This window comes from Coriobacteriia bacterium (assembly GCA_034370385.1).
In the GTDB taxonomy this organism is placed as follows: Bacteria; Actinomycetota; Coriobacteriia; order Anaerosomatales; family PHET01; genus JAXMKZ01.
Map to the genome: position 1 here is coordinate 39,256 of JAXMKZ010000030.1, position 22,278 is coordinate 61,533.

The window sequence follows — 22,278 nt, forward strand, 5'->3', positions numbered from 1 at the left end:
GCCGACTCGCAAGGCGTCAGCGAGAACACACGAAAGGCACCGCATGAGCGATGGTTTCTCTGCGATCTTCTGGGGCGTTGTGACCTTCAGCCTCCTCGTGGTCATCCACGAGGGTGGTCACTTCATGGCGGCTCGGTTCTTCGGCGTGAAGGTCCACGAGTTCATGGTGGGGCTGCCCGGTCCGGCGATCCGGTTTCGTGGCAAGAAGACAACCTACGGCATCACCGCGATTCCCCTCGGGGGCTACGTGCGGATCGCCGGGATGGAGCCGGGACCCGAGGATCCACAACTGGGCGCCGCACTCGCTTCAGTGACCCGTCACGGCACCGCAAACGCCTTCACCGTGGCCACCGAACTCGGTATCGATGAAGCTGATGCCGACAGGTTGCTTCTCACCCTCTCCGACTGGAGTGCCCTCGAGCAGGTCAAGGACGAGGAGTACACCTATCGCAGCACCTTCGACGCTTCGCTTGCCCAAGACGAGGGGATGCTGCTCGATCGTGCCCGCAGCGTCACGTACCGTGCGCTGAAGACTTGGCAGCGCATCGTACTGCTCTCCATGGGTGTGGTGCTCAACCTTCTGACCGCTGTACTCGTCTTCACCATAACCCTGTCGGCCTTCGGCTTCGACCAACCAACCGGCGCTATCGGCCGAGTGGGTTCCGAGTCGGCCGCGGCACTCGCCGGGATCAAGGTGGGCGACCAGATCACCCGGGTCGGGGACGTCCAGACAACGGACTTCCAGAGTCTCGTGGCAGCTGTAGCCACGTACGAGCCGGGCGAGCAGGCGACCGTCGTCTTCGTGCGCGACGGCGACACGAAGACGACCAGCGTGGTCTTCGGCACGAATCCGGAGACGGGGAACGCGCAACTCGGCGTATCTCCTGGGTTCGAGAAGGTGAATCCTTCGGTACTTGAAGCACTCGCGTTGTCGTTCTCCTACATCGGTCTTACCTTCGTGGCTATCGCCGGGTTCTTCAACCCTCAGACCTTCACGGAGTCCGTGAGCCAGTCGTCAAGCGTGATCGGCGCCGCCTACATCACTGCGGATGCCGCGAAGTCGGGCCCGCTCGACTACGCTTTCATCGTCGCCGTGCTGTCTCTGTCCCTTGGAGTGATCAACATATTCCCGCTTCCGCCGCTTGACGGAGGCAGGATCGCACTTGAGATCATCGAGAAGCTCCGAGGTCGCCCCTTGCCACGGGACCTGGCTCTCGGGATCTCAGTGGTGGGAGCGGTCCTGCTCTTTGCGCTCATCGGGTACCTTATGTTCCAAGACGTATCACGCCTCGCCGCAGGCTGAGTCTTCCGGAGGGGTCTTGAGGGATCGTCGCACCACGCGCCAGGTACAGGTGGGCTCCGTCGCTGTGGGGGGCGGAGCGCCCGTCGCCGTCCAGTCGATGACCTGCACTGACACGCGCGATTCCGCTGCGACCTTGGCGCAGATCAGCAGGCTTGCGGACGCCGGCTGTGAAATCGTGCGCGTCGCGATCCCGCATGCTGACGCCCTCGACGGTTTTGCCGCAATCTGCGAGGGCAGTTCATTGCCCGTGGTGGCAGACGTCCACTTTGATCATCGGCTCGCGGTCGAGGCGGCGCGCAGGGGTGCCGCCAAACTTCGGATAAACCCCGGCAACATCGGGGACCTCTCCCGAGTCGACGCCGTCATCGAGGCGGCAGGCGAGGCAGGGATCCCGATTCGCATCGGGGTCAACGCCGGTTCTTTGGCCGATGAGTTCCGTGACCTTAACGAACCGCTTGCCGTGAAACTCGCCCTGAGCGCTCAGGCGTTCTGCGCGCACTTCGTCTCACGGGGATTCGAGGACATCGTCGTCTCGGCCAAGGCCTCGAGTGTCAACGCCACGGTCGAGGCCTATCGCCGGCTGGCCGGCGAGGTTCCCTACCCGCTGCACATCGGGGTTACCGAGGCCGGAACGCTCAGTGCCGGCACGGTCAAGTCGTCCGTGGGGCTGGGGATTCTTCTGTCGGAGGGGATCGGGGACACGTTGCGCGTCTCACTCACCGCAGACCCCGTGGAAGAGGCGCGCGTCGCATGGGAGATACTTGCCGCTCTTGACCTGCGTCGCCGTGGCCCCGAACTCATCAGCTGCCCAACCTGTGGACGCTGCGAGATCGACCTTTTCTCCATCGCATCCGAGATCGAAGATCGACTCAAGGCCTCATCCAGCCCCGTCAAGGTCGCCGTCATGGGCTGTGTCGTCAACGGACCCGGTGAAGCTGCTGAGGCGGACATCGGAGTAGCTGCAGGCCGTGGGGTCGGCGTCATCTTCGCCAAAGGAGTGGCCCTGCGAAAGGTACCGGAGTCCGACATCGTTGAGGCCCTCATGATGGAGGTCGACCGCCTGTCGTCGGGAGCGTGACGTCCCGAGAAGGCGGCGTTCGTTTCGCGCGGTTGCTGGTATCCTGCTGCACACAGTCCATTCAACGCATCCGTCCACAGGGGGATTCGCCATGTCTGAGACCGTACGCGTTGCCGTCGTCGGAGGCGGCCGGGCCGGAGCACCGCTCATCGAGAAGATGCTCGAGTTGCCCTACGTCGAGTTGGTAGGAGTGGCCGACTTCGATCTGGACAGCCCCGGGGCGACCATCGCCCGTGATAGGGGGGTGTTCGTCGTCCAGCACGCGGACGTATTGGCCGCCAAGGGCGACCAGATCGACCTTATCGTCGATGTATCGGGGGATCCTGCGGTCAAACCTGCGCTGCGCGATGCGTTCATCGCCCAGGGAAACCGCGTCACGGTGATCGTTCCCGACGTGGTTGGTCGGCTCATTCTGTCGCTTGCCACCAACTCGGAGACCCTCGTGGAGACCGTCCATCCGCACGACCGAGGCATCGGCTGACGCGGCGTTGCCCCCCTCATCACGAACGGAGCCTGGTCAATGACCGTCGCACACCGCATGTCTTCTCTCTACGCCCCCACCCTCAAAGAGGATCCGGTCGAGGCCGAGCTCGCCTCGCATCGACTGCTGCTCCGTGCTGGCATGATCCGCAAAGCGGCGAGCGGCATCTATTCGTTCCTGCCCCTCGGGTGGCGCTCCATCGTCAAGATCGAGCGCATCGTGCGAGAAGAGATGGATGCGATCGGCTCGCAGGAACTCCTTCTGCCCGTGGTTCAGCCGGCGGAGCTGTGGCACGAGTCGGGGCGCTGGACGGTGTATGGTCCGGAACTCGCGCGGCTCAAAGACCGGCACGATCGCGACTTCTGCCTTGGGCCCACGCACGAGGAGATCATCACCGCACTCGTTCGCAATGAGGTGCGCTCGTATCGTGACCTTCCGCTCTCGCTCTATCAGGTCAACATCAAGTTCCGCGATGAGGTCAGGCCCCGGTTCGGCCTGCTGCGCGGCCGCGAGTTCATCATGAAGGACGCCTACTCGTTCCACGCGACGCAGGAGTCGCTCCAAGAGCACTACGATGACCAGACACGCGCCTACGGCCGCATCTGTGACCGTCTCGACCTCAGCTATCGGCCGGTAGTGGCCGACTCCGGGCAGATCGGTGGCAGCGTCACGACGGAGTTCATGGCCCTTGCTGAGGCAGGGGAGGCGTCTCTCGTGTACTGCGCATGCGGCTGGGCCGCCAATGTCGAGGCCGCCGATTCCGTCGTATTGCGCCATCCGTCGACCACGGCGCCCCTTGAGATGTCCCGGCATGCGACGCCGAACATCAAGACGATCGCCGAACTCGCGTCGGCGTTCGACATCTCTGCCCACGACACCGTCAAGACGATGGCCGGCAAGTCGCCTGACGGCCGCCTTGTCTACTTCTGCGTGCCGGGAGACCGGGAGCTCAACCAGGTGAAGGCGGAGGGGGTCATGGCCGGCGTGGTACTTCTGGAGGAGGCGGACTTCGCCGGTTTCGGCATCCCAAGGGGGTCGCTCGGTCCGGTCGCGCCTCCCGAGGGAACGCTCGTCATAGCGGATTCATCACTTCGAGACGACGTCGCTTGGGGGGTTGGCGCCAACGAAGATGGCTTCCACCTCTTCGGCGCCATGCCGGGGCGTGATTTCGAAGTAACGACGTGGGCCGACCTCGTCGTGGCCGAATCTGGTGACGGCTGCCCCGCGTGCGGCGGCATCCTTTCCTCCATACGCGGCATCGAGGTGAGTCAGGTCTTCCAACTGGGAACCAAGTACTCCGAATCCATGGGTGCGACGTTCACTGATGAGAATGGCGATGAACGTCCGTTCATCATGGGCTGCTATGGGGTAGGCGTCAGCCGCTCGCTCGCAGCCGTCATCGAACAACACAACGATGAGAACGGCATCATCTGGCCAGTCTCGATCGCACCGCTCGAGGTCGCGGTTCTCCCGCTCATGGCCGACGGCGAGGTTGCCCAGGTCGCGACACGCCTGTGGAGCGAGCTTGCAGACGCCGGCATCGAGGTTGTGCTTGATGACCGCGACGAACGCGCAGGCGTCAAGTTCGCTGACGCGGACCTTATCGGATGGCCCTACCAGATCATCGTCGGGAAGAAGGGCTTGGCCTCGGGTGCCATCGAGGTCAAGGATCGCGCGACCCAGGAGCGCCTGAACGTGCCCATCGACGAGGTGGTGTCGTTCGTGAGCGAGCGTGTTCGCACAGAGCGGGCCCGCTTTGCGCACTAGGGGCCGCCTGACCTGAGGAGTCGTGTGCTCAGAGCAGGCGATTCTCGTCCGTGGCTGCTCTGGCATCCCCGCCAGCGTGTGGTATCATCACCACCGCACAGGAATCTGTCGTTTCGCGAGAAGTGGGCTCACGCTCGCTTCTTTTGTTCTGTGGACCAGGAGGTGACCGCCATGATCGCTAAGGACCTGAGCGCCAAGCTCACGATATTGCTCGAGCCGATCGCCCACGACCACGGGTTCGAACTCGTTGCAGTAGAGCAGGCCGGCGGTCGTCATACGCCCGTGATCCGGGTCCTTCTGGATCGTGAAGGCGGAGTGGACATCGACGCGATCTGCGCGGCCAATACCTGGGTCAGCGAAGCGCTCGATGAAGCGGATCCCATCTCTGGCCCCTACACCCTTGAGGTATCAACGCCGGGGGTGGATCGCCCGCTCACCAAGCTGGAGGACTACGAACGCTTCACCGGCCAGACCGCGAAGGTCAAGACCCGCCCGGATGCGTCAGTCCGGGGAGCGTGGACCGGAACCATCGTAGGCCGCGAGGGCGAATCCATCCTGCTTGACGTCGACGGCGACAGCGTCACGGTGCCATTCGATGACATTGCCAAGGCCCGCCTCAAAGGCGCGGTCAGTTTCGATCGCGGAAGGGACGACAACTAGATGAGCTCCGACGTGAACGTCATGGAGGCCTTGAAGCTGCTGGCCCAAGAGAAGGGCATCGACGAGTACGACATGCTTGACAAGCTCGAGCAGTCGCTCGCGAGCACGTACCAGCGGATTCTTGACCTGGAGAATGCCACCCGAGTGACCATCGACCGCGAGTCGGGACACATCTACGTCTACGAACGCGTGCCGGTCGGCGAGATCGACGAGGAGACCGGCGAGGCCGAGTCCTACGAAGAGCGTGACGTGACCCCTCCTGACGTCAGTCGCATCGCGGCCCAGAACGCCAAGAGCGTCATCACCTCGATCATCAGGGATGCCGAGCGTGAGCGCATCTTCGAGGAGTACGCGGACCGCATCGGTGAGTCGGTGACCGGCACGATCCAGCAGTCGGTGTCCAGCTACACCCTCATCAAGCTTCGTGAGGGCGTCGAAGCCCTTCTGCCGCCGCAGGAGCAGCCGCCCAACGAACGCTACAACCACAACGAGCGCATCAAGGCGTACGTCACTGACGTCCGCAAGGGTCAGGGCAACGAGCCTTCGATCGTCGTGTCCCGCACGCATCCCGGCCTCATCCGTCGCCTGTTCGAGATCGAGGTTCCTGAGGTCTACGACGGAATCGTCGAGATCAAGAGCGTCGCCCGCGAGCCGGGTGCTCGCAGCAAGGTGGCCGTATCGAGCCGAGAGCCCGGACTGGACCCTGTCGGAGCTTGCGTGGGCCCCAAGGGAAGCCGTGTGCGCATGGTCGTCGGCGAGCTTCGTGGCGAGCGTATCGACGTCGTTCCATGGAATGAGGTCCCCACGGTCTTCGTAGCCAGCGCCCTGTCGCCTGCGAAGGTCGACCGCGTCATCGTTGACGAGGATTCTCACACCGCTACCGTCATCGTGCCCAATGATCAGCTCTCGCTGGCCATCGGCAAAGAGGGCCAGAATGCTCGACTCGCTGCCAAGCTCACGGGGTGGCGTATCGACATCAAGAGCTCGGCCATCGCACTTGAGCAGGGACTGACCCAGAACACCTCATCATCCGCGGAGCCTGCTGAGGACTTCGATGGTCGATGCTGTGCTGTTACGTCTACCGGCGTGCGCTGCCGCAACCGTGCTCTTGAAGGCGGATACCACTGCGGCTTGCACGAGAAGGAGGCCGCCTCCGAGTGATGAAGCCGCGCAAGACTCCCACGCGCACCTGCACGGGTTGCGGCTTGTCATCGGACAAGCGTGGTTTCGTGCGTATCGTGCGGACTCCCGATGGCCATGTCGAGTTGGATCCGACAGGAAAGGCCAACGGCAGGGGAGCGTACCTGTGCGCGGACCCGGACTGCTACGAGAAGGCGACTAAGCGGCGTCGATTCGATTCGGCGCTCCGGGTGCGACTGCAAGACGATGACTATGCACGACTGAGACGAGACTTCGACGAACTGCTTTCGAAGCAGGACGCGAACCAGGGAGAGTGACTGAGAACAGATGCCGAGCATGAGAGTCCACGAGCTCGCAAAGGAGTTCGGGATGACGAGCAAGGAGCTGCTGGATCGGCTCCAAGCCATGAAGATTCCCGCCAAGAACCACGCATCGACCCTGGTGGAAGCCTACGTCGACAAGATCCGGAAGGAGCTTGGCCCGGAGATTGCCGAGCGCCAGTCCCAGATCGAAGCGGAGCGCAAGGCCGAGGAAGAGGCTGTGGCGTCTCGCAAGGCTGAAGAAGAGGCCGCGCGCAAGGCTGAAGAAGAGGCTCGCCGCAAAGCCGAGGAGACCGAACGCAAAGCCCGCGAAGAGGAGCGTAAGAGCCGCGAGGAAGAGCAGCGTCGCCTCGAGGAAGACGCTCGCTCCCGCGCAGCCGCCGAGGAGGCCTCGCGCATCGAAGCTGACACGGCTGATGCGCGCGCTCAGATGGAGGTTCAGGCTGCCGAGATCATCGAGCCTGTCGCGGTCGAGCCAGTCGTCGAAGAGGCCGGTCTCGACACGAGGACTCCGCTGGAGATCGCTATCGATGCTGAGAAGAGCCGCCTTGAAGGCGAGCGTGCAGCTGAACTCGAGAAGGTGGAAGAGGAGCGCTACCGGCGCATGGCCGTCGAGGCCGAGCAGCTGCAGCGCGACAAGGTGATCGAGGAGGCCAAGGCAGCCGTTGCAGCCGCAGCCGCTGATACCGGTCGACGCAAGAAGAAGAAGCACAAGAAGACCGGTGAGGAAGCAGAAGAAGCACGCCTGCATGAGGAGGCCACCCACGTGGACCTGCCGTGCGGTGGCGACTCTGTCACCGTGACAGAGGGTGCCACGGTCGGCGAGTTTGCGGAGCTTCTTGATGTCCCGGCAAACGACATCATCAAGCGACTGTTCTTGCTTGGTACGCCGCTCACCGTCAATCAGCCGATGATGCGCGACGTTCTCGAGATCATCGGCGAAGACCTCGGCCGCGAGGTCAGGGTGGTCAAGCCTGAGGAGGAAGCTGGCTGGACCTTCGACGACAATGCCGAGGATCTGTTGCCGCGCTCGCCGGTGGTCACCGTCATGGGTCACGTCGACCACGGTAAGACCTCGCTGCTCGACGCGATCCGCGAGACCGGCGTTGCGGACACTGAGGCCGGTGGTATCACGCAGCACATCGGAGCTTCGGTTGTGGAGAAGAACGGCCGACGAATCACGTTCATCGATACGCCGGGTCACGAGGCCTTCACGGCCATGCGTGCGCGTGGCGCCAACATCACTGACGTCGTCATCCTCGTGGTCGCCGCAGACGATGGCGTCATGCCGCAGACTATCGAGGCCATTCACCACGCCAAGGCAGCAGGTGTGCCGATCATCGTCGCGGTGAACAAGATCGACAAGGATGGTGCGAACCCGGAGCAGGTCAAGCAGATGCTGACCGAGCACGAGATCGTTCCCGAGGAGTGGGGCGGCACCACCATCTTCGTCGAGGTGTCTGCGAAGAAGAGGCTCAACATCGACGGGCTGCTCGAGATGATTCTCCTGCAGGCCGATGTGCTCGAACTCACCGCTAATCCTAACGCGCACGCTTCCGGCGTCGTGATCGAGGCGAACCTCGACAAGGGACGTGGACCTGTTGCGACGGTTCTCGTGCGACGCGGCACGCTGCGGGTCGGCGATACTCTCGTCGCAGGAACCGCTTACGGTCGCGTACGTGCGCTGTTCAACCCGCTCGGCCTGAACGTCGCTGAGGCTGGCCCCGCGGAGCCCGTCGAGGTGCTTGGTCTTGCCAGCGTCCCGTCAGCGGGAGACGAGTTCCGCGTGTTCGCCGACGAGCGTGACGCGCGCAACCTGGCTGAGGATCGAGCGCTCAAGCGGCGCCTGGTCGCGCAGGCGGCAACCAAGAAGCACGTCACACTCGACGACCTGTTCGCGCGCATCGAAGAGGGCCAGCTCAAGGACCTCAACCTCGTGGTCAAGGCGGATGTGCAGGGGTCCATCGAGGCACTCAAGGACGCGCTGGACAAGATGGATCAGACGGAAGTCCGCATCAACGTCATCCATGGCGCGGTTGGCGGGATCACCGAGTCAGACGTGATGCTCGCCGACGCATCCGATGCCATCATCATCGGCTTCAACGTGCGCCCGGAGCCCAAAGGCAAGGCCCTTGCGGAGCGCGAAGGCGTCGACATCCGGCTGTACCGGGTCATCTACCAGGCGATCGAGGAGATCAACGCCGCACGCGTGGGCATGCTGGCCCCCGATATCGTCGAGAAGGATACCGCGCGCATCGAAGTGCGGGAGCTGTTCCGAGTTCCCAAGGCAGGCGTCATCGCCGGATGCTACGTTCAGGACGGTGAGGTCTCGAGGGACGACCAGGTCCGCATCGTCAGAGACGGTACCGTGGTGCTCGAGGGCAAGATGGCATCGCTTCGACGCTTCAAAGAGGACGTCAAGTCAGTCAAGGCGGGCTACGAGTGCGGTATCGGCATCGAGAACTTCCAGGACCTCAAGGAGGGTGACATCATCGAGAGCTTCCGCACGATCGAAGTCGCCCGCGAGGCTTAAGGACCAGGAGGTGCTCAGGTGAGCCGCGAATCGTTCGCAAGACGCACGGACGAGCAGGTGCGCGAGGTGGTCGCTTCGATTCTGGCGACCGAGATCTCGGATCCGCGCGTCGCGCTCGTGACGGTGACAGGGGCCAAAGTCAGCCCTGACAAAAGCGTTGCGAGCGTCTATGTCAGCGGCGATCCCGACCGCTACGACGACGTTTTGGCCGGGCTGGAGTCCGCCAAGGGGCGAGTACGCACGCTTCTGGGCAAGACGCTCGGCTGGCGCGTCACTCCTGAGCTGCGCTTCTTCATAGATGACAGCGTCGACACGGGCGAGCGCATGGCCCGGGCTCTCACGAATGTCCCGCCGACCCTCGTGGACGGGCACGGAGCCGAGCCGAGCGTCCCCGAGGACGAGTAGGGTCCGAAACATGATTCCGTATCACCGAGCCGCGGTCACCCTTCGCAAGGCGTCATCGGTCATCGTGTGCGGGCACGTGCGACCTGATGGCGATGCAGTTGGCTCGGTGCTCGGTATGACACTCGCCCTCAGAGCGGCGGGCATTCCTGCGGTACCGACCCTGGCTGACGATCGCCCCGCTCCGAGTACCTACGCGTTTCTGCCTGGCTACTCGCTCTATGTCGCCGCAGCGGATCTCGCGACACCTGATGTGTTCGTAGCTCTCGATACCCCGGTCGCAGAACGACTCGGCGAGGCCAGACCGCTGATGGAGTCTGCCGGTTCAGTGGTCGTGTTCGACCACCATCCCGGCGCTGTGCACTACGGTGCGCACTGCGTCTGTGACCCCGCCATGGCCGCAACGGGTCAGATCGTCTGGGAGTTTCTGCAAGCCCTCGAAGTCACCCCCACCGTCGAGATCGCGCTGCCGCTCTACGTAGCCCTGCTCACCGATACCGGGCGCTTCTCGTACGACAACACGTCTGCTGAGGCGTTTCGCGCCGCCGCGCAGATGCTGGAGGCGGGAGTCGATGCTGCCCAAGTCGCTCGACTCGTGTATCAGGAGCGCACCGCCGGCTCACTCGAACTTGAGGCGCGGGCCCTTTCCCGGTTGACGCTTGCCAACAACGGTCGCGTCGCCTGGACCTTCTTGACCGACGAGGACTTCGTCGAGACAGGCGCTCTGCCCGAGGAGGGCGAGCACCTTCCCGACGCCATCAGAGTGCTGGGCGGAGTCGACGTCGTGATGCTCCTCAGACAGCGCGGAAGCGAAGTCCGGGGGAATCTGCGGGCAAAGACCGGCGCCGACGTCGGAGTCATCGCCCAAGGCTTCGGTGGGGGCGGTCACCGTGCCGCTGCGGGCTTCACCGTAGCCCCCGGAGCCGTCCCCGACGTAGCGCTGCAGGTCCTCGCCAAGCTGCCCGGCGGTGAGTGACGGGTGCCGCCCCGCGGTGCGAGCGGTTTGTCGGGCATCCTGCTGGTCGACAAGCCGCTTGGTCCCACGAGTCATGACATTGTCGCAGCGGTCCGCCGCCTGACGGGCGAGCGCCGCGTCGGCCACGCGGGAACTCTCGACCCGCTGGCCACAGGACTGCTTGTGGTGCTCGTAGGACCCTACACCCGACTAGAGCCGTATCTGTCCTGTGCTCACAAGTCCTACCGGGCCTCTATCGCTCTGGGCACCCAGACCGACACTGACGATGCTGAGGGTTCAGTCATCATGTCCTCCGTGATTCCTGATCGTTTGCGCAGCTCAACGCATGCGGCTGAGATTCTGTCGGAGCTCGAGGGACCCCAGCTGCAGGAGCCGCCGGCGTTCTCGGCCATAAAGGTGCACGGGCAGACGGCACACAAGGCCGCGCGCGCAGGACAGCCCTTGACGATGGCTCCTCGCCCCGTCGAGATCTTTCGCGCTGAGTTCGTGGAGCTGCAGCCGGACCCCTTGGTATGGGTCGCGGACTTCGAGGTGTCCAAGGGCACCTACATCCGCGCCCTCGCGCGTGACATCGGTCGACGAAACGGTACGGGAGCACACCTGTGCGGCCTCAGGCGCACTGCCTCCGGAGCCTTCGACCTCGCTCAGGCCCACTCCATGGAAGAGATCGAAGAGGCGAGTGGTCGGGGTTGCATCGCCAGCCTGTTCGCCGACGCATGTGCGGGCCTTGAGCTGCCGCTGGTCGAGGCCACCGTTGAAGAGGTCGCTCACGGTCGACCGCTCGTAAGACCAGACGGGCAGCCGGGTCGTTTCGCGGTGACTGTCGCGGGACGGCTGGGCGGCGTGTACCATCGCGAAGGCAACCTGCTCAAAGCCGACGTCGTCTTCCCCGAACCGCTCAGGGGTACCACGTGATGAAACGTGTGATCCACTTTCCCCATGACCGTCATCTTGGTGCAGCAGTCGTGGCACTCGGGGCGTTCGACGGCGTGCACGTCGGACACCGCGCTCTTCTCGGCGCTGCGGCCGACCATGCCCACCGTCTCGGCGTGACCTCCATCGCCGTGACTTTCGATCGAGATCCCGACGAGATACTGCATCCCTATGCCGCTTCACCCCGTCTGCTCACTGCCGCTGAGCGTTTCGACCGCATACTTCAAGCGGGAGTCGATGCGGTGGTCGTGGTCCCCTTCACCGACGCGACCGCCGCTCTTCAACCGGAGGCATTCCTCGACGACATCATCTGCGGGTGCTGTGACCCCGTCGCCGTTCGTGTTGGAGAGGGGTTTCGCTTCGGAGCTGGGGGGGCAGGGGACATCGACACCCTGTACGTCTGGGGTGTGGAACACAACATCGACGTCAAGCCGCACCCACTGATCATGGTCGACGGCGCGACGGTCTCCTCGACGCGGATCCGCGCCCTTGTCGCTCACGGCGATGTGGCCTCGGCGGCGGCATTGCTTGATGCGCCGCACCGCGTTCTGGGCGAGGTTCATCACGGGCGCGGTCTCGGCGCGGACCTGGGCTTCGCCACCGCAAACGTGAACCCTGACACGGGACTCGCGATTCCGGCTGACGGAGTCTATGCCGGACGCGTTCTCCTCCAAGACGGCTCGAGTTGGCCCGCAGCCATCTCCGTAGGAACTCCCCCCAGTTTCCCTGAGGCACGAGACTATCTCGAGGCACACCTCATCGGATTTGCCGGAGACCTCTATGAGCAACGCATCGTCATCGAGTTTCTCGATCGCCTACGTGACCAGAAGGCGTTCCCGAGCGAACGAGAGTTGTCGGCTGCGATCGCTCACGACATAGAGAGCGCGCTGCTGGTGCAGGGAGACGCTGCGCCGGTCACTGATCTCGCGCCATCAGACGAGCTACTGGTGGATGATCCCCGGGCCCTTGAGGAGGCAACGGCGGCGGTCTCCCGCATCTCAGGTGAACCCGACTACGGAGACTATGACGACTCGTGGGTGGCGGTGTTCGGTCCCCACCGAATGTCGACGCTGTTCACCGACGGCGGAGTCGGAGCAGCGCTCGTCACCGGACCTCTGCGCGCAGCGGGAATCCCGTTCGTCTGGGATCCCTTCCCCCCGGATGCGTCACAGAGCGCTCGCCCGGATTTCAACTGGCTGCGCGAGTTCACCTTGCTGGTGCCCGCCGATTCTGCCGATGAGGCGCGCTCACTTCTGCTCGGTGGCGCACGTCGCCTCTGAGGTCGATGCGGGGCACGCCGTGGCACCGCACGCACGCGGCGCCCCCTGAGATTCATCCGCTTCCAACGAGTCCCCCTGTGGTATACTTCCTCGGCTATCGACCATACCCTGGCCTGAGAGGCACGCGACCACCTTCGCGGCGATCCCGGACCAGGGCGGACAATGTGTGGAAAGGTGGACTACGTATGCCGCTCGAGAAGGACGTCAAGGCGCAGATAATCGCCGAGTACAAGCGCGGCGAAGCCGATACCGGCTCCGCCGATGTTCAGATCGCACTGCTCACGCAGCGCATCCGGGATCTCACTGAGCACCTGAAGATGCATCAGAAGGACCACCACACGCGCCGGGGGCTTCTCAAGCTCGTCGGCCAGCGCCGTCGCCTTCTGGGCTATGTCAAGAAGAATGACATCGGGCGCTACCGCGAACTCATCGCACAACTCGGTATTCGCGGGTAAACACCCAACACGGGAGTATCGAAGGCGGGGTGCATCCCCGCCTTCGTCATGAACTGGCCGCACGCATGGGGCGTTGCGGTCATCGAGGCAGAGGGAAGAAGAGAGAACATGACCAAGACAGTTGAAACGTTTGAGCTCTACGGCAAGGAGTACGTCCTCGAGACCGGGGAGTTGGCCAAGCAGGCAGGTGGCGCCGTTCTCGTTCGTCAGGACGACACCGTCGTCCTCGTCACCGCGACCGCTTCAAGGCATCCGAAGGACCTGGACTTCTTCCCTCTCACGGTGGATTTCGAGGAGCGCATGTACGCTGCGGGCAAGCTGCCCGGCGGTTTCATCAAGCGCGAGTCCCGTCCCTCTGAGAAGGCCACCCTCACCGCGCGCATGATCGACCGTCCCTTGCGCTCTGCTTTTGCGGACGGTTTCCGCAACGAGGTCCAGGTCATCGCGACGGTTCTGTCCGCCGATCAGGTGCACCAGCCCGACGTGATCTCGATCATGGGCGCGTCGGCTGCTCTTATGGCTGCCGGCATCCCGTTTGAGGGTCCGCTTGCGGGCGTCAGGGTGTGCCGCAACCCCGAGACCGGCGAGTTCCTCGTGAACCCGACTTTCGATGAGTCTGAGAATTCGGATCTCGACCTCGTGGTTGCAGGCTCGAAAGACGCCGTGTACATGCTTGAGGCTGGTGCCCAGGAGGTTTCCGAAGAAGACATGCTCGCCGCGCTCATGTTTGCGCAGGAGGCGATCGGCGCGTTCTGCGAGGTGCAGGAACGATTCCTCGCCAAGCTTGAGATCAAGCAGATGGAGGTCAAGCTCTCAGTCATCGATCCTGCCATCGTTGAGCGTGTGTTCTCCGCTGGAGCCGACACCATGCGCGCCGCCCTTCATAACCCCGACAAGCACGCCCGCATGGACGCCGTCCAGGCTGTCAAGGACGAGCTTCTTGCCACGTTCGACGAGGTCGAGCTTGCCGCATCGGGCAAGGACATCAAGGCGGCCCTCAAGCAGCTTGAGAAGAAGACCATGCGCGCCATGGTCCTCGAAGAAGGGGAGCGGGCCGACGGCCGCAAGGTCACTGAGATCCGCCAGATCAGCAACGTCGCCGGCTATCTGCCGCGCGCCCACGGCTCCGGACTGTTCACCCGCGGACAGACTCAGGTGCTGTCGGTACTGACACTCGGCATGCTCAACGAGTGGCAGCGCCTCGACACCATCGACGTGTCGGAGGGCAAGCGCTACATCCACCACTACAACTTCCCGCCGTTCTCCACCGGCGAGACCGGGTTCATGCGTGGCCCGAAGCGCCGTGATATCGGACACGGCGCCTTGGCCGAGCGCGCACTTTTGCCGGTCATCCCCGAGGAGAACGATTTTCCGTACACGATCCGCATCGTCTCTGAGGTTCTTGAGAGCAACGGCTCGTCTTCGATGGGTTCGGTGTGCGGCTCGACGTTGGCCCTCATGGACGCGGGTGTTCCCATCGCCGCCCCGGTCTCGGGTATCGCCATGGGTCTGATCAAGGAGGGCGACGACGTCGCCATCCTCTCTGACATCCAGGGTCTTGAGGACTTCCTCGGCGACATGGACTTCAAGGTCGCAGGGACACCTAACGGCATCACCGCCATGCAGATGGACAACAAGGCCAAGGGCCTGTCAGTGGACATCTTGCGCAGGGCGCTTCTGCAGGCGAAAGAGGGTCGCTTGTTCATCCTGGGGAAGATGCTCGAGGTGATTGGTGAGTCTCGTGCCGAGATGAGCCAGTTCGCGCCGCGCATCATCACCATCAAGATCCCGTCAGACAAGATCCGTGAGGTCATCGGATCGGGCGGCAAGGTCGTCCGCGGCATCCAGGAAGAGACCGGCGCCCAGATCGACATTCAGGAAGACGGCACCATCTACGTCGCATCCCGTGACCTGGGCGGCGAGGAAGCGGTCCGCCGCATTCAGGCCATCGTCAAGGACGTCGAGGTCGGCGAGGAGTACCACGGTCGAGTCGTCTCGATCCAGGCGTTCGGCGCCTTCATTGAGCTCATCCCCGGCAAGGACGGACTCCTGCATATCAGTCGCGTTGCGCAAGGCCGCGTGGGCAAGGTCGAGGACGTCTTGAACATCGGTGACGAAGTCAACGTCAAGGTCATCGACATCGATGACCGCGGCAAGGTCAGTCTCGACCGCCTTGACAAGCCGCCGGCGCCTGAAGGGTCTGCCGACTCCGCGCCGTCCGGCGACCGCGGCCCACGCCGCGATGGCGACGACCGCCGCCCGCGCCGTCGCTAGGCGCCGTCGCGCACACTGAAGCTACTCAGACGGCCCCCCTCAGACGGGGGCCGTTCCGCTTCTTCGCACGCGTGTCAGGCGCATCGGGTACTCTGATTCACAGTGGCTTTACGCACTTACGAGGGAGTTGACGCATGTTCTATCGCAAGACGGTGCTCGATAACGGCATCACCGTCATGTCCGAGCCGATGGACTCAGTCCGCTCAGTGGCTCTCGGCATCTGGTTCGCGGTCGGCAGTCGCGATGAGAGCCCCGCGGAGGCGGGGATGTCCCACTTCATGGAGCACATGATGTTCAAGGGCACCCCCAAGCGCACGGCGAAGGCCATCTCTGAGGAGTTCGACGGCATGGGCGCTGAGTTCAACGCGTTCACCTGGAAAGAGGGCACCGCCTACTACGCCCGGTTCGTCGACGAGCGCCTCGACGTCGCGTTCGACCTTCTCGGCGACATGATCAGCAATGCGAGTCTCTCTGACGAATCAGCTGACCTCGAGCGCAACGTGGTCATCGAGGAGATCTCGCGTCGTGATGACGATCCCGGTGACCACGTGCACGAGTTGTTCGAAGAGCTCATCTGGCCGGATCATCCGCTCGGCGCCTCGACCCTCGGCACGCGCGAAACGGTATCCGGATTCTCTCACGCCGATTTCGCCGCTTTTCGAACGCGTCACTACCTCACCGGCAACACGCTCGTGGTCGCTGCCGGGAGCATCGACCACGACGCTCTTGTGACCTCCGCTCGAGACAATCTCCAACTTGCGGCAGGGCCTCGCGGCATCCGGAAGCGACCCACTGCCCTAGCCGGCCCCCGTGCGCGCGTTCTTCACAAGGACACTGAGCAGTCGCACATCGTCATCGGCACCGAGACGTTCGGGTCCAATCACCCTGACCGCTTCGCTCTGAGCATGCTTAACGGCATCCTCGGCGGGGGCATGGCCTCGCGGTTGTTTCATGAGATCCGCGAGAAGCGGGGATTGGCGTACGCCGTCGGCTCCTCGCCGCAGTTGTTCCAGGGAGCCGGTGTCTTCTCGGTGTACGCCGGTACCCAGCCGAAGAACACCACCGAGGTGATCCGCATCGTCCGCTCCGAGATCGCCAAGGTGATCGTGGACGGCGTGACTGAGGAGGAGCTGGAGCGCGTCCGTGAGGGTGCCAAGGGCCGCAGGGCGCTCAGCATGGAGTCCACCACGGGCCGCATGATGCGCCTTGGCGAGGCGGCCACCACCGAATCCGAGATCCTCTCCCTCGACGAGATCATGGCGCGGCTTGACGCTGTGAGCCTGGCTGACATCAAGCGAGTGGCAGGCGAGGCCCTTGACAGGCCCTACGCGCTCGCCGTCATCGGTCCCGTCGATGCCGACGAAGTGACAGCGCTACTCGAGGAGCCGGTTCTATGATTCGCGTCATGGTTGCAGGCGCCGGGGGGCGCATGGGTTCTGAAGTGGTCCACGCAGTGGCTGCAGCCGAAGGCATGCAGCTCGTGGCTGCTGTCGACCCAACCGTTACGGGGTGTCTGCTCGAAGGCGGCGTGAAGTGCATACCAGACCTTGCCTCCGCCATCGCCGAGTTCTCCCCGGATGTCATGGTCGACTTCACCCACCCCAGTTCTGTCGAGGCGAACCTGCGCATCGCGTTGACCCACGGCGTGCACTGCGTGGTTGGAACCACGGGATTGACCAACGAGACCTTGGATGACATCGCCTCGGCCGCAGTCGACGGTGCCTGCTTGTTCTACGCGCCCAACTTCGCCATCGGTGCGGTACTGATGATGTCGTTCGCCCAGAGGGCGGCAAAGTACCTGCCTCACGCCGAGATCGTCGAGCTGCACCACGATCAGAAGGCCGACGCGCCCTCAGGAACCGCGGTGCGAACGGCTGCACTGATCGCTTCGGCACGCAGCGAGCGGCCCGAGACACCCGGCGCCGAGACCGAGCTGCCCGGAATGCAAGGTGCTCGGGGCGCCACGGTCGACGGCGTTCATGTCCATTCGATTCGGCTATCTGGACTGGTGGCTCATCAAGAGGTCATCTTCGGTGGACCCGGTCAGACGCTCACGATTCGCCATGACTCCCTGGACCGCACCAGCTTCATGCCCGGAGTCATCTTGGCCATCAGAGAGGTCGGATCACGCTCCGGACTGGTGGTCGGACTCGAGAATCTGATGGGCGAATGAGGTGACCGCTGCGCCGCAGGGGGAGCGTTCGGTCGTGGTCATGAAGTTCGGCGGGACCTCGGTTTCGACATCAGAGGGCAGACTGGCCGTTTCGCGACGCGTTTGTGCAGCTCTTGCGCTCGGACGTAGACCCGTCGTCGTTGTAAGCGCCATGGGCCGCAAGGGTGACCCGTACGCCACCGATACCCTGCTCTCCCTCATAGCGGACCTGCCGACCGACCTACGAGAACGTGACCTGTTGACCAGCGTCGGAGAGGTCATCAGCGCCGTCGTCGTCGCACATGAGCTCCGTTCGACCGGCATCGATGCCATCGCCCTGACCGGGCCCGAGGCAGGAATACTCACCGACGGGATTCATGACCGCGCATCCATCACCGAGCTGCACACCGGTCCGATCGAATCACTGCTGTCACGCGGCGCCGTGCCCGTCGTCTGCGGTTTCCAGGGCATGAGCGCGTCGGGAGCGATCACCACCCTCGGTCGCGGTGGAAGCGACACCACCGCATGCGCCTTGGGGGTGGCTCTGGGCGCCGAGGAGGTCGAGATCTACACTGACGTCGACGGCGTGATGACCGCCGACCCCCGCACCTGCCAGGCTGCGACCGTCCTTGAAGTGATCCGCGCCGACGAACTGTTCCAGATGGCGCGCGCCGGGAGTCGGGTCGTGCACACACCTGCCGCCGAGATGGCCCTGGCTAGCGGGCTGGCGGTACGCGTCCGCAGTACCTACTCAGATCACCCCGGCACCCGTGTGTCGGATATCGGCGCCCTACGACCAGATGTCGTCGCAACCGCCGTCACGTGCGCCACCGATATCGTACGCCTGCGCGTGGATCTGCTCGCCGATGAGGGCTCCGATGCCAACATGCGAGCCCAGGCTCGCGTGTACCGGGCGCTTGCGGATGCCAGCGTCTCGCTCGATATGTTCACACCCGTCGGGCACGCACTCGTGTTCACTGTCTCGGCGGAAGCGCTCGGACGGGCCAAACGGGCCGTTGACGCCTTGAGACTGCCCTGTGAACTCACGCCCGACCTCGCTAAGGTGACAGTGGTCGGAGCGGGTATGCATGGAGTCCCCGGTGTCGTGGCCCGCGCGATCGAGTGCCTGTCGAACGCCGGAGTCAGTGTGCTCCAGACCGCCGACTCACACACCACGATCTCCGTGCTGATTCCCGGGGGAGACGCGCGCACTGCGGTGAGTGCCCTTCACGACGGATTCAACTTGAGCACCGACGCGACGACCTAGCCAGCAGCACCCTGTGACAGCAGTTCCGCGACGAGCTCTCGCAGCTCCCCGTGGTCGAACGGCTTCTCGATGTAGGCGTCAGCGCCGTGGGACCGGGCTTGTTCGTGGTCCGCTGCCGCGACTGCAGTGGTCAGCATCAGGATCCTGTAGCCGGGGCCGTCGGCGGACAATCGCAAACGCTCCAGCACAGCGAACCCGTCGAGCTTGGGCATCACCACGTCAAGGACGATCACATCCGGGCAGAACTCCTCCACGGCGTTAAGCGCGTCCTCGCCGTCAACGGCCTCGCGCACTTCACAGTCGAGCGACTTGATCGACGCCTGAATCAGCATTCGAATCAATCGGTCGTCGTCGACTACGAGCACTCTGCGGCCCCCCACGAGCACCCCCCCGGTTGGTGAATCGACACAAACCCTATTCGCCATGGCGCATCGCCCTCCTGCCTTGTTCGCGTTGGTTGAAGGTTCGGCTCCCTCGATGTCGAAGAGGGACCACTGGACCGGAATCGCGCACAGGAAGGCACCGACCGTGACTGAGGGTGATCGCGAACTGCGTCGCTGCACTCACCTGCGAACACTGATCGCACATGCGTCTGAGGGCTTCGTCGTCATTGATGGCACGGGCAACATCCGCGTCTTGAGCGAGGCAGCGGTCGATGTCTTCGACATCGCGCGAGACGCCGCCGTGGGAGCACCGATCGAGACGCTGGGCTGCACTCAGCTGCAGGCGGCGGTTCGCAGCGCTCTGATTGACGGGCCTGACGCCCGCACACTTCGAATCACCCATCGAGGACGCCATCTCGGATGCACGGTCACGGCATACAGCGATGATCATGAATCCGGTGTGGCCGTGGTGGTCAGGGATGACAGTGAGCTGTTCGAACAGCAAGAGCGTCTCGAGGCTATCCTGTCCAGTGTGGGGGATGGCCTCATCGTATTCACGCCCGATGACTGTGTGACCTTCGTCAATCCTGCTGCAGTCGAACTGCTCGGGGAGAGCCTTCTCGATGCAGTGGGCAACCAAGCGCCTCTGTCGGGGCTGCTCGGCCTCGAGCCGGCGGACGCTTCGCAGTGCATGCCGTGCTGGCAGACCCGCGCATGCGGCGTGGTCGAATGCCCCCAGTACGGAAGCGAAGACCTGCGCTGCTGGTTGAAACACGGCACCCCGGGGCCGGACGGTGAGGCCTTGAGTTTCAGAGACAAGCAAGAACGCTGTGTCGGCTGCGACATCCGGGCCGTGAACGGCCCTGCGCTTGGGGACCCGGGCGCTCAGGGCACCGTCGAGATCGAGATTGCCGAACCCGAACACCGCTTCTTGGAGGTACGAACCAGCCCGGTGACCGACCGCGATGGGCACTACCTCGGGTGCATCTCGACGCTTCACGACGTGACCGCCACCCGTGAGATCGCCATCATGAAGAACGAGTTCGTCTCCATGGTCAGCCACGAGCTACGCACACCGCTCACCTCGATCAAGGGCTACGTCGATCTGATCGTCGACGGTGAAGCCGGCGAGATCAACGACGTCCAGCGCGAGTTCTTGCAGATCGTGCAGGAGAACTCGGACCGCCTCGTCTCCCTGATAAACGATCTACTCGATATATCGCGCATCGAGTCTGGACGAGTCCACCTCAGGATCGAGCCCCTTGAGCCCATCGACATCATCAACGGGGTCATGGGTACGTTTCGCACCTACGCCGATCAATCAGGTATCACCCTCACGGCGCGGATTCCCTCCGACCTACCGCGTGTGGCGGTCGATGGCGACCGCATCGGACAGGTCCTGATGAACCTGACGAGCAACGCGATCAAGTACTCTCCCGGCGGCGGCGAGGTCACCCTAGGGGCCTCACACGCAGGCGACTTCGTTGAGTTCCGCGTGACCGACACCGGGCTGGGAATCTCTGAGGAGGACCAACGGCAGCTGTTCAACAAGTTCTTCCGAGTCGACTCGTCACTCACGCGAGAGATCGGAGGCACAGGACTCGGGCTGTCCATCTGCAAGAGTGTCGTCGAGCTTCACGGCGGTGCCGTCAGCGTCACGAGCGTGTTGGGCGAAGGGTCGACGTTTGGTTTCAGCGTGCCCATCGCTCCATCCGAGCTGATCCGCATGCCGGCCGTCGAGGGGCCGGTCAAGACGCACGGCGGTACCGTACTCGTGATCGACCGTGACCCTGAGATCGCGAGTCTGATCGAAACGTTCCTCATCAAGCGCGGCTACGACGTCATGAAGGCCCACACGGCACGCGAAGCGCTCGCGGCAGCGGCAGACACCAAGCCGTCATTGATCACCCTTGACGTCCTGCTTGACGATCACGACGGCTTCGACCTGCTCCAGCATCTGAAGGAGGATCCGGCCACAGCCGATGTGCCCGTAGTCGTACTCTCGATCGTCACCGACGAGGGCAAGAGCCTCCGGTTGGGTGCGGCGGACTATCTGGAGAAGCCCATCGACAAGTCCCGGCTCATCAAGCTCGTCGATGACTTGGTAGGTGCGAAGGCGTCGCCGGTGATCCTCGTGGTCGACGACGACCGACACATCGCGGACTCCCTCGCGCACACCCTGAGGGCTCGTGGGTTCGCCGTGGCTCAGGCCTACAACGGGCAGGAGGCGATGCAGGCGGTTGAGGCCACGCCCCCCGATCTCATCCTTCTCGACTTGAAGATGCCGGTCATGGACGGTTACGAGGTCATTCAGTCGGTCAAGGGGAATGCGGAGACGCGCCACATCCCCATCGTGGTCATGACCGCGCACCGCATCGACCACGACAAGACCGACATCCTCAAGCTTGCCGCGGAACACGTGTCTAAGCCCTTCGAACCCGAGACGTTGGCGATGCGAGTGGCCGCCGTGCTCGGTGCAGATGAGGAGCTGGCATGAGCCTCATCCTCGTGGTAGATGACGAGCCGCATATTCGGCGGCTTGTTGCGTTTGCGCTCGAGAAGAGGGGGCACGAGGTTCTGGAAGCCAAGGACGGGCCTACCGGAATATCCCTTGCCACCGAGCGGCTCCCGGACGTGATTCTGATGGACGTGATGATGCCAGTGATGACCGGCCTTGAGGCAGTTGACCTGCTGAAGTCCGATTCTCGGACGGCCTCGATCCCGGTCGTCTTCTTGTCAGCTCGCAGCCAGGAGTACGAGCAGAACGAAGGACTCAGGGTCGGCGCGGTGAAGTACATCTGCAAACCATTCACGCCTAGCGTACTCGGACAGACCGTCGCTGACATCCTCAGCGACCGATAGCGACGAGGGGAG

The 22,278-nt window shown here is 63.7% G+C and carries 20 protein-coding genes and 1 pseudogene; 20 read left to right on the forward strand and 1 reads right to left on the reverse strand.

Annotated elements, in window-relative coordinates; genetic code table 11:
* The first annotated feature begins 43 nt into the window (after nucleotides 1–43).
* The 18 genes and pseudogenes from U1E26_06970 (at nucleotide 44) to U1E26_07055 (ending at nucleotide 19,021) form a co-directional block, all read left to right on the forward strand.
* A complete protein-coding gene (locus U1E26_06970; GenBank protein ID MDZ4169381.1) occupies nucleotides 44–1,303 on the forward strand; it encodes a site-2 protease family protein in 1,260 nt (419 codons plus the stop codon).
* A 16-nt stretch (nucleotides 1,304–1,319) separates the two neighbouring features.
* A complete protein-coding gene (gene ispG / locus U1E26_06975) occupies nucleotides 1,320–2,381 on the forward strand; it encodes a flavodoxin-dependent (E)-4-hydroxy-3-methylbut-2-enyl-diphosphate synthase (GenBank protein MDZ4169382.1) in 1,062 nt (353 codons plus the stop codon).
* A gap of 91 nt (nucleotides 2,382–2,472) precedes the next feature.
* Nucleotides 2,473–2,862, forward strand: a complete 390-nt coding sequence (locus U1E26_06980; protein MDZ4169383.1) for a hypothetical protein — start codon at nucleotides 2,473–2,475, stop codon at nucleotides 2,860–2,862.
* A 39-nt stretch (nucleotides 2,863–2,901) separates the two neighbouring features.
* Nucleotides 2,902–4,629, forward strand: coding sequence for a proline--tRNA ligase (locus tag U1E26_06985; GenBank protein MDZ4169384.1), 1,728 nt, complete (start codon nucleotides 2,902–2,904; stop codon nucleotides 4,627–4,629).
* Between the two features lie 171 nt (nucleotides 4,630–4,800).
* On the forward strand, nucleotides 4,801–5,289 hold the full coding sequence (gene rimP / locus U1E26_06990; GenBank protein MDZ4169385.1) for a ribosome maturation factor RimP: 489 nt from the start codon (nucleotides 4,801–4,803) through the stop codon (nucleotides 5,287–5,289).
* The gene (gene nusA / locus U1E26_06995) at nucleotides 5,290–6,450 is read left to right on the forward strand and encodes a transcription termination factor NusA (GenBank protein ID MDZ4169386.1); all 1,161 of its coding nucleotides are present in this window, start codon (nucleotides 5,290–5,292) and stop codon (nucleotides 6,448–6,450) included.
* Nucleotides 6,450–6,746: a YlxR family protein gene (locus U1E26_07000; GenBank protein MDZ4169387.1), complete on the forward strand. Its 297-nt coding sequence runs from the start codon at nucleotides 6,450–6,452 to the stop codon at nucleotides 6,744–6,746. The genes nusA and U1E26_07000 overlap by 1 nt, the downstream gene beginning before the upstream one ends.
* A gap of 10 nt (nucleotides 6,747–6,756) precedes the next feature.
* Nucleotides 6,757–9,282 carry a translation initiation factor IF-2 gene (gene infB / locus U1E26_07005; GenBank protein MDZ4169388.1) on the forward strand — a complete coding sequence of 842 codons (2,526 nt, stop codon included), beginning with the start codon at nucleotides 6,757–6,759 and terminating at the stop codon, nucleotides 9,280–9,282.
* A gap of 18 nt (nucleotides 9,283–9,300) precedes the next feature.
* Nucleotides 9,301–9,687 carry a 30S ribosome-binding factor RbfA gene (gene rbfA / locus U1E26_07010; protein MDZ4169389.1) on the forward strand — a complete coding sequence of 129 codons (387 nt, stop codon included), beginning with the start codon at nucleotides 9,301–9,303 and terminating at the stop codon, nucleotides 9,685–9,687.
* 10 nt (nucleotides 9,688–9,697) lie between these two features.
* The gene (locus U1E26_07015) at nucleotides 9,698–10,660 is read left to right on the forward strand and encodes a DHH family phosphoesterase (protein MDZ4169390.1); all 963 of its coding nucleotides are present in this window, start codon (nucleotides 9,698–9,700) and stop codon (nucleotides 10,658–10,660) included.
* A gap of 3 nt (nucleotides 10,661–10,663) precedes the next feature.
* The gene (gene truB, locus U1E26_07020) at nucleotides 10,664–11,575 is read left to right on the forward strand and encodes a tRNA pseudouridine(55) synthase TruB (GenBank protein MDZ4169391.1); all 912 of its coding nucleotides are present in this window, start codon (nucleotides 10,664–10,666) and stop codon (nucleotides 11,573–11,575) included.
* Entirely contained in the window at nucleotides 11,575–12,873 is a 1,299-nt protein-coding gene (gene ribF / locus U1E26_07025; protein MDZ4169392.1) for a riboflavin biosynthesis protein RibF, read from the forward strand. The genes truB and ribF overlap by 1 nt, the downstream gene beginning before the upstream one ends.
* A 185-nt stretch (nucleotides 12,874–13,058) precedes the next feature.
* Entirely contained in the window at nucleotides 13,059–13,328 is a 270-nt protein-coding gene (gene rpsO, locus U1E26_07030; protein ID MDZ4169393.1) for a 30S ribosomal protein S15, read from the forward strand.
* A gap of 108 nt (nucleotides 13,329–13,436) precedes the next feature.
* Entirely contained in the window at nucleotides 13,437–15,602 is a 2,166-nt protein-coding gene (locus U1E26_07035) for a polyribonucleotide nucleotidyltransferase (protein MDZ4169394.1), read from the forward strand.
* Nucleotides 15,603–15,790: 188 nt separating this feature from the next.
* A pseudogene (locus tag U1E26_07040) lies at nucleotides 15,791–16,690 on the forward strand (pitrilysin family protein).
* 168 nt (nucleotides 16,691–16,858) lie between these two features.
* A complete protein-coding gene (locus U1E26_07045) occupies nucleotides 16,859–16,999 on the forward strand; it encodes a hypothetical protein (protein MDZ4169395.1) in 141 nt (46 codons plus the stop codon).
* Nucleotides 16,996–17,775 carry a 4-hydroxy-tetrahydrodipicolinate reductase gene (gene dapB, locus U1E26_07050; protein MDZ4169396.1) on the forward strand — a complete coding sequence of 260 codons (780 nt, stop codon included), beginning with the start codon at nucleotides 16,996–16,998 and terminating at the stop codon, nucleotides 17,773–17,775. Before U1E26_07045 ends, dapB begins: the two co-directional genes overlap by 4 nt.
* A gap of 40 nt (nucleotides 17,776–17,815) precedes the next feature.
* Complete coding sequence (locus tag U1E26_07055; protein ID MDZ4169397.1) at nucleotides 17,816–19,021, forward strand: aspartate kinase; 1,206 nt, start codon at nucleotides 17,816–17,818, stop codon at nucleotides 19,019–19,021.
* On the opposite strand, the gene U1E26_07060 is transcribed toward U1E26_07055, so the two are convergent.
* Nucleotides 19,018–19,401 carry a response regulator gene (locus U1E26_07060; GenBank protein ID MDZ4169398.1) on the reverse strand — a complete coding sequence of 128 codons (384 nt, stop codon included), beginning with the start codon at nucleotides 19,399–19,401 and terminating at the stop codon, nucleotides 19,018–19,020. The genes U1E26_07055 and U1E26_07060 overlap by 4 nt on opposite strands.
* Nucleotides 19,402–19,498: 97 nt before the next feature.
* Between U1E26_07060 and U1E26_07065 the strand changes: the two genes are divergently transcribed.
* Nucleotides 19,499–21,901, forward strand: a complete 2,403-nt coding sequence (locus U1E26_07065) for a response regulator (protein MDZ4169399.1) — start codon at nucleotides 19,499–19,501, stop codon at nucleotides 21,899–21,901.
* Entirely contained in the window at nucleotides 21,898–22,266 is a 369-nt protein-coding gene (locus U1E26_07070; GenBank protein ID MDZ4169400.1) for a response regulator, read from the forward strand. The genes U1E26_07065 and U1E26_07070 overlap by 4 nt, the downstream gene beginning before the upstream one ends.
* The last annotated feature ends 12 nt before the right edge of the window (nucleotides 22,267–22,278 follow it).

Bases quoted from the DNA above. Each gene is read 5' to 3' on its own strand.
- U1E26_06970 (MDZ4169381.1), top strand. From the start codon at position 44: ATGAGCGATGGTTTCTCTGCGATCTTCTGGGGCGTTGTGACCTTCAGC.
- U1E26_06980 (MDZ4169383.1), top strand. From the start codon at position 2,473: ATGTCTGAGACCGTACGCGTTGCCGTCGTCGGAGGCGGCCGGGCCGGA.
- U1E26_06985 (MDZ4169384.1), top strand. From the start codon at position 2,902: ATGACCGTCGCACACCGCATGTCTTCTCTCTACGCCCCCACCCTCAAA.
- rimP (MDZ4169385.1), top strand. From the start codon at position 4,801: ATGATCGCTAAGGACCTGAGCGCCAAGCTCACGATATTGCTCGAGCCG.
- nusA (MDZ4169386.1), top strand. From the start codon at position 5,290: ATGAGCTCCGACGTGAACGTCATGGAGGCCTTGAAGCTGCTGGCCCAA.
- U1E26_07000 (MDZ4169387.1), top strand. From the start codon at position 6,450: ATGAAGCCGCGCAAGACTCCCACGCGCACCTGCACGGGTTGCGGCTTG.
- infB (MDZ4169388.1), top strand. From the start codon at position 6,757: ATGCCGAGCATGAGAGTCCACGAGCTCGCAAAGGAGTTCGGGATGACG.
- U1E26_07015 (MDZ4169390.1), top strand. From the start codon at position 9,698: ATGATTCCGTATCACCGAGCCGCGGTCACCCTTCGCAAGGCGTCATCG.
- ribF (MDZ4169392.1), top strand. From the start codon at position 11,575: ATGAAACGTGTGATCCACTTTCCCCATGACCGTCATCTTGGTGCAGCA.
- rpsO (MDZ4169393.1), top strand. From the start codon at position 13,059: ATGCCGCTCGAGAAGGACGTCAAGGCGCAGATAATCGCCGAGTACAAG.
- U1E26_07035 (MDZ4169394.1), top strand. From the start codon at position 13,437: ATGACCAAGACAGTTGAAACGTTTGAGCTCTACGGCAAGGAGTACGTC.
- U1E26_07045 (MDZ4169395.1), top strand. From the start codon at position 16,859: ATGGCGCGGCTTGACGCTGTGAGCCTGGCTGACATCAAGCGAGTGGCA.
- dapB (MDZ4169396.1), top strand. From the start codon at position 16,996: ATGATTCGCGTCATGGTTGCAGGCGCCGGGGGGCGCATGGGTTCTGAA.
- U1E26_07055 (MDZ4169397.1), top strand. From the start codon at position 17,816: ATGAAGTTCGGCGGGACCTCGGTTTCGACATCAGAGGGCAGACTGGCC.
- U1E26_07065 (MDZ4169399.1), top strand. From the start codon at position 19,499: ATGTCGAAGAGGGACCACTGGACCGGAATCGCGCACAGGAAGGCACCG.
- U1E26_07070 (MDZ4169400.1), top strand. From the start codon at position 21,898: ATGAGCCTCATCCTCGTGGTAGATGACGAGCCGCATATTCGGCGGCTT.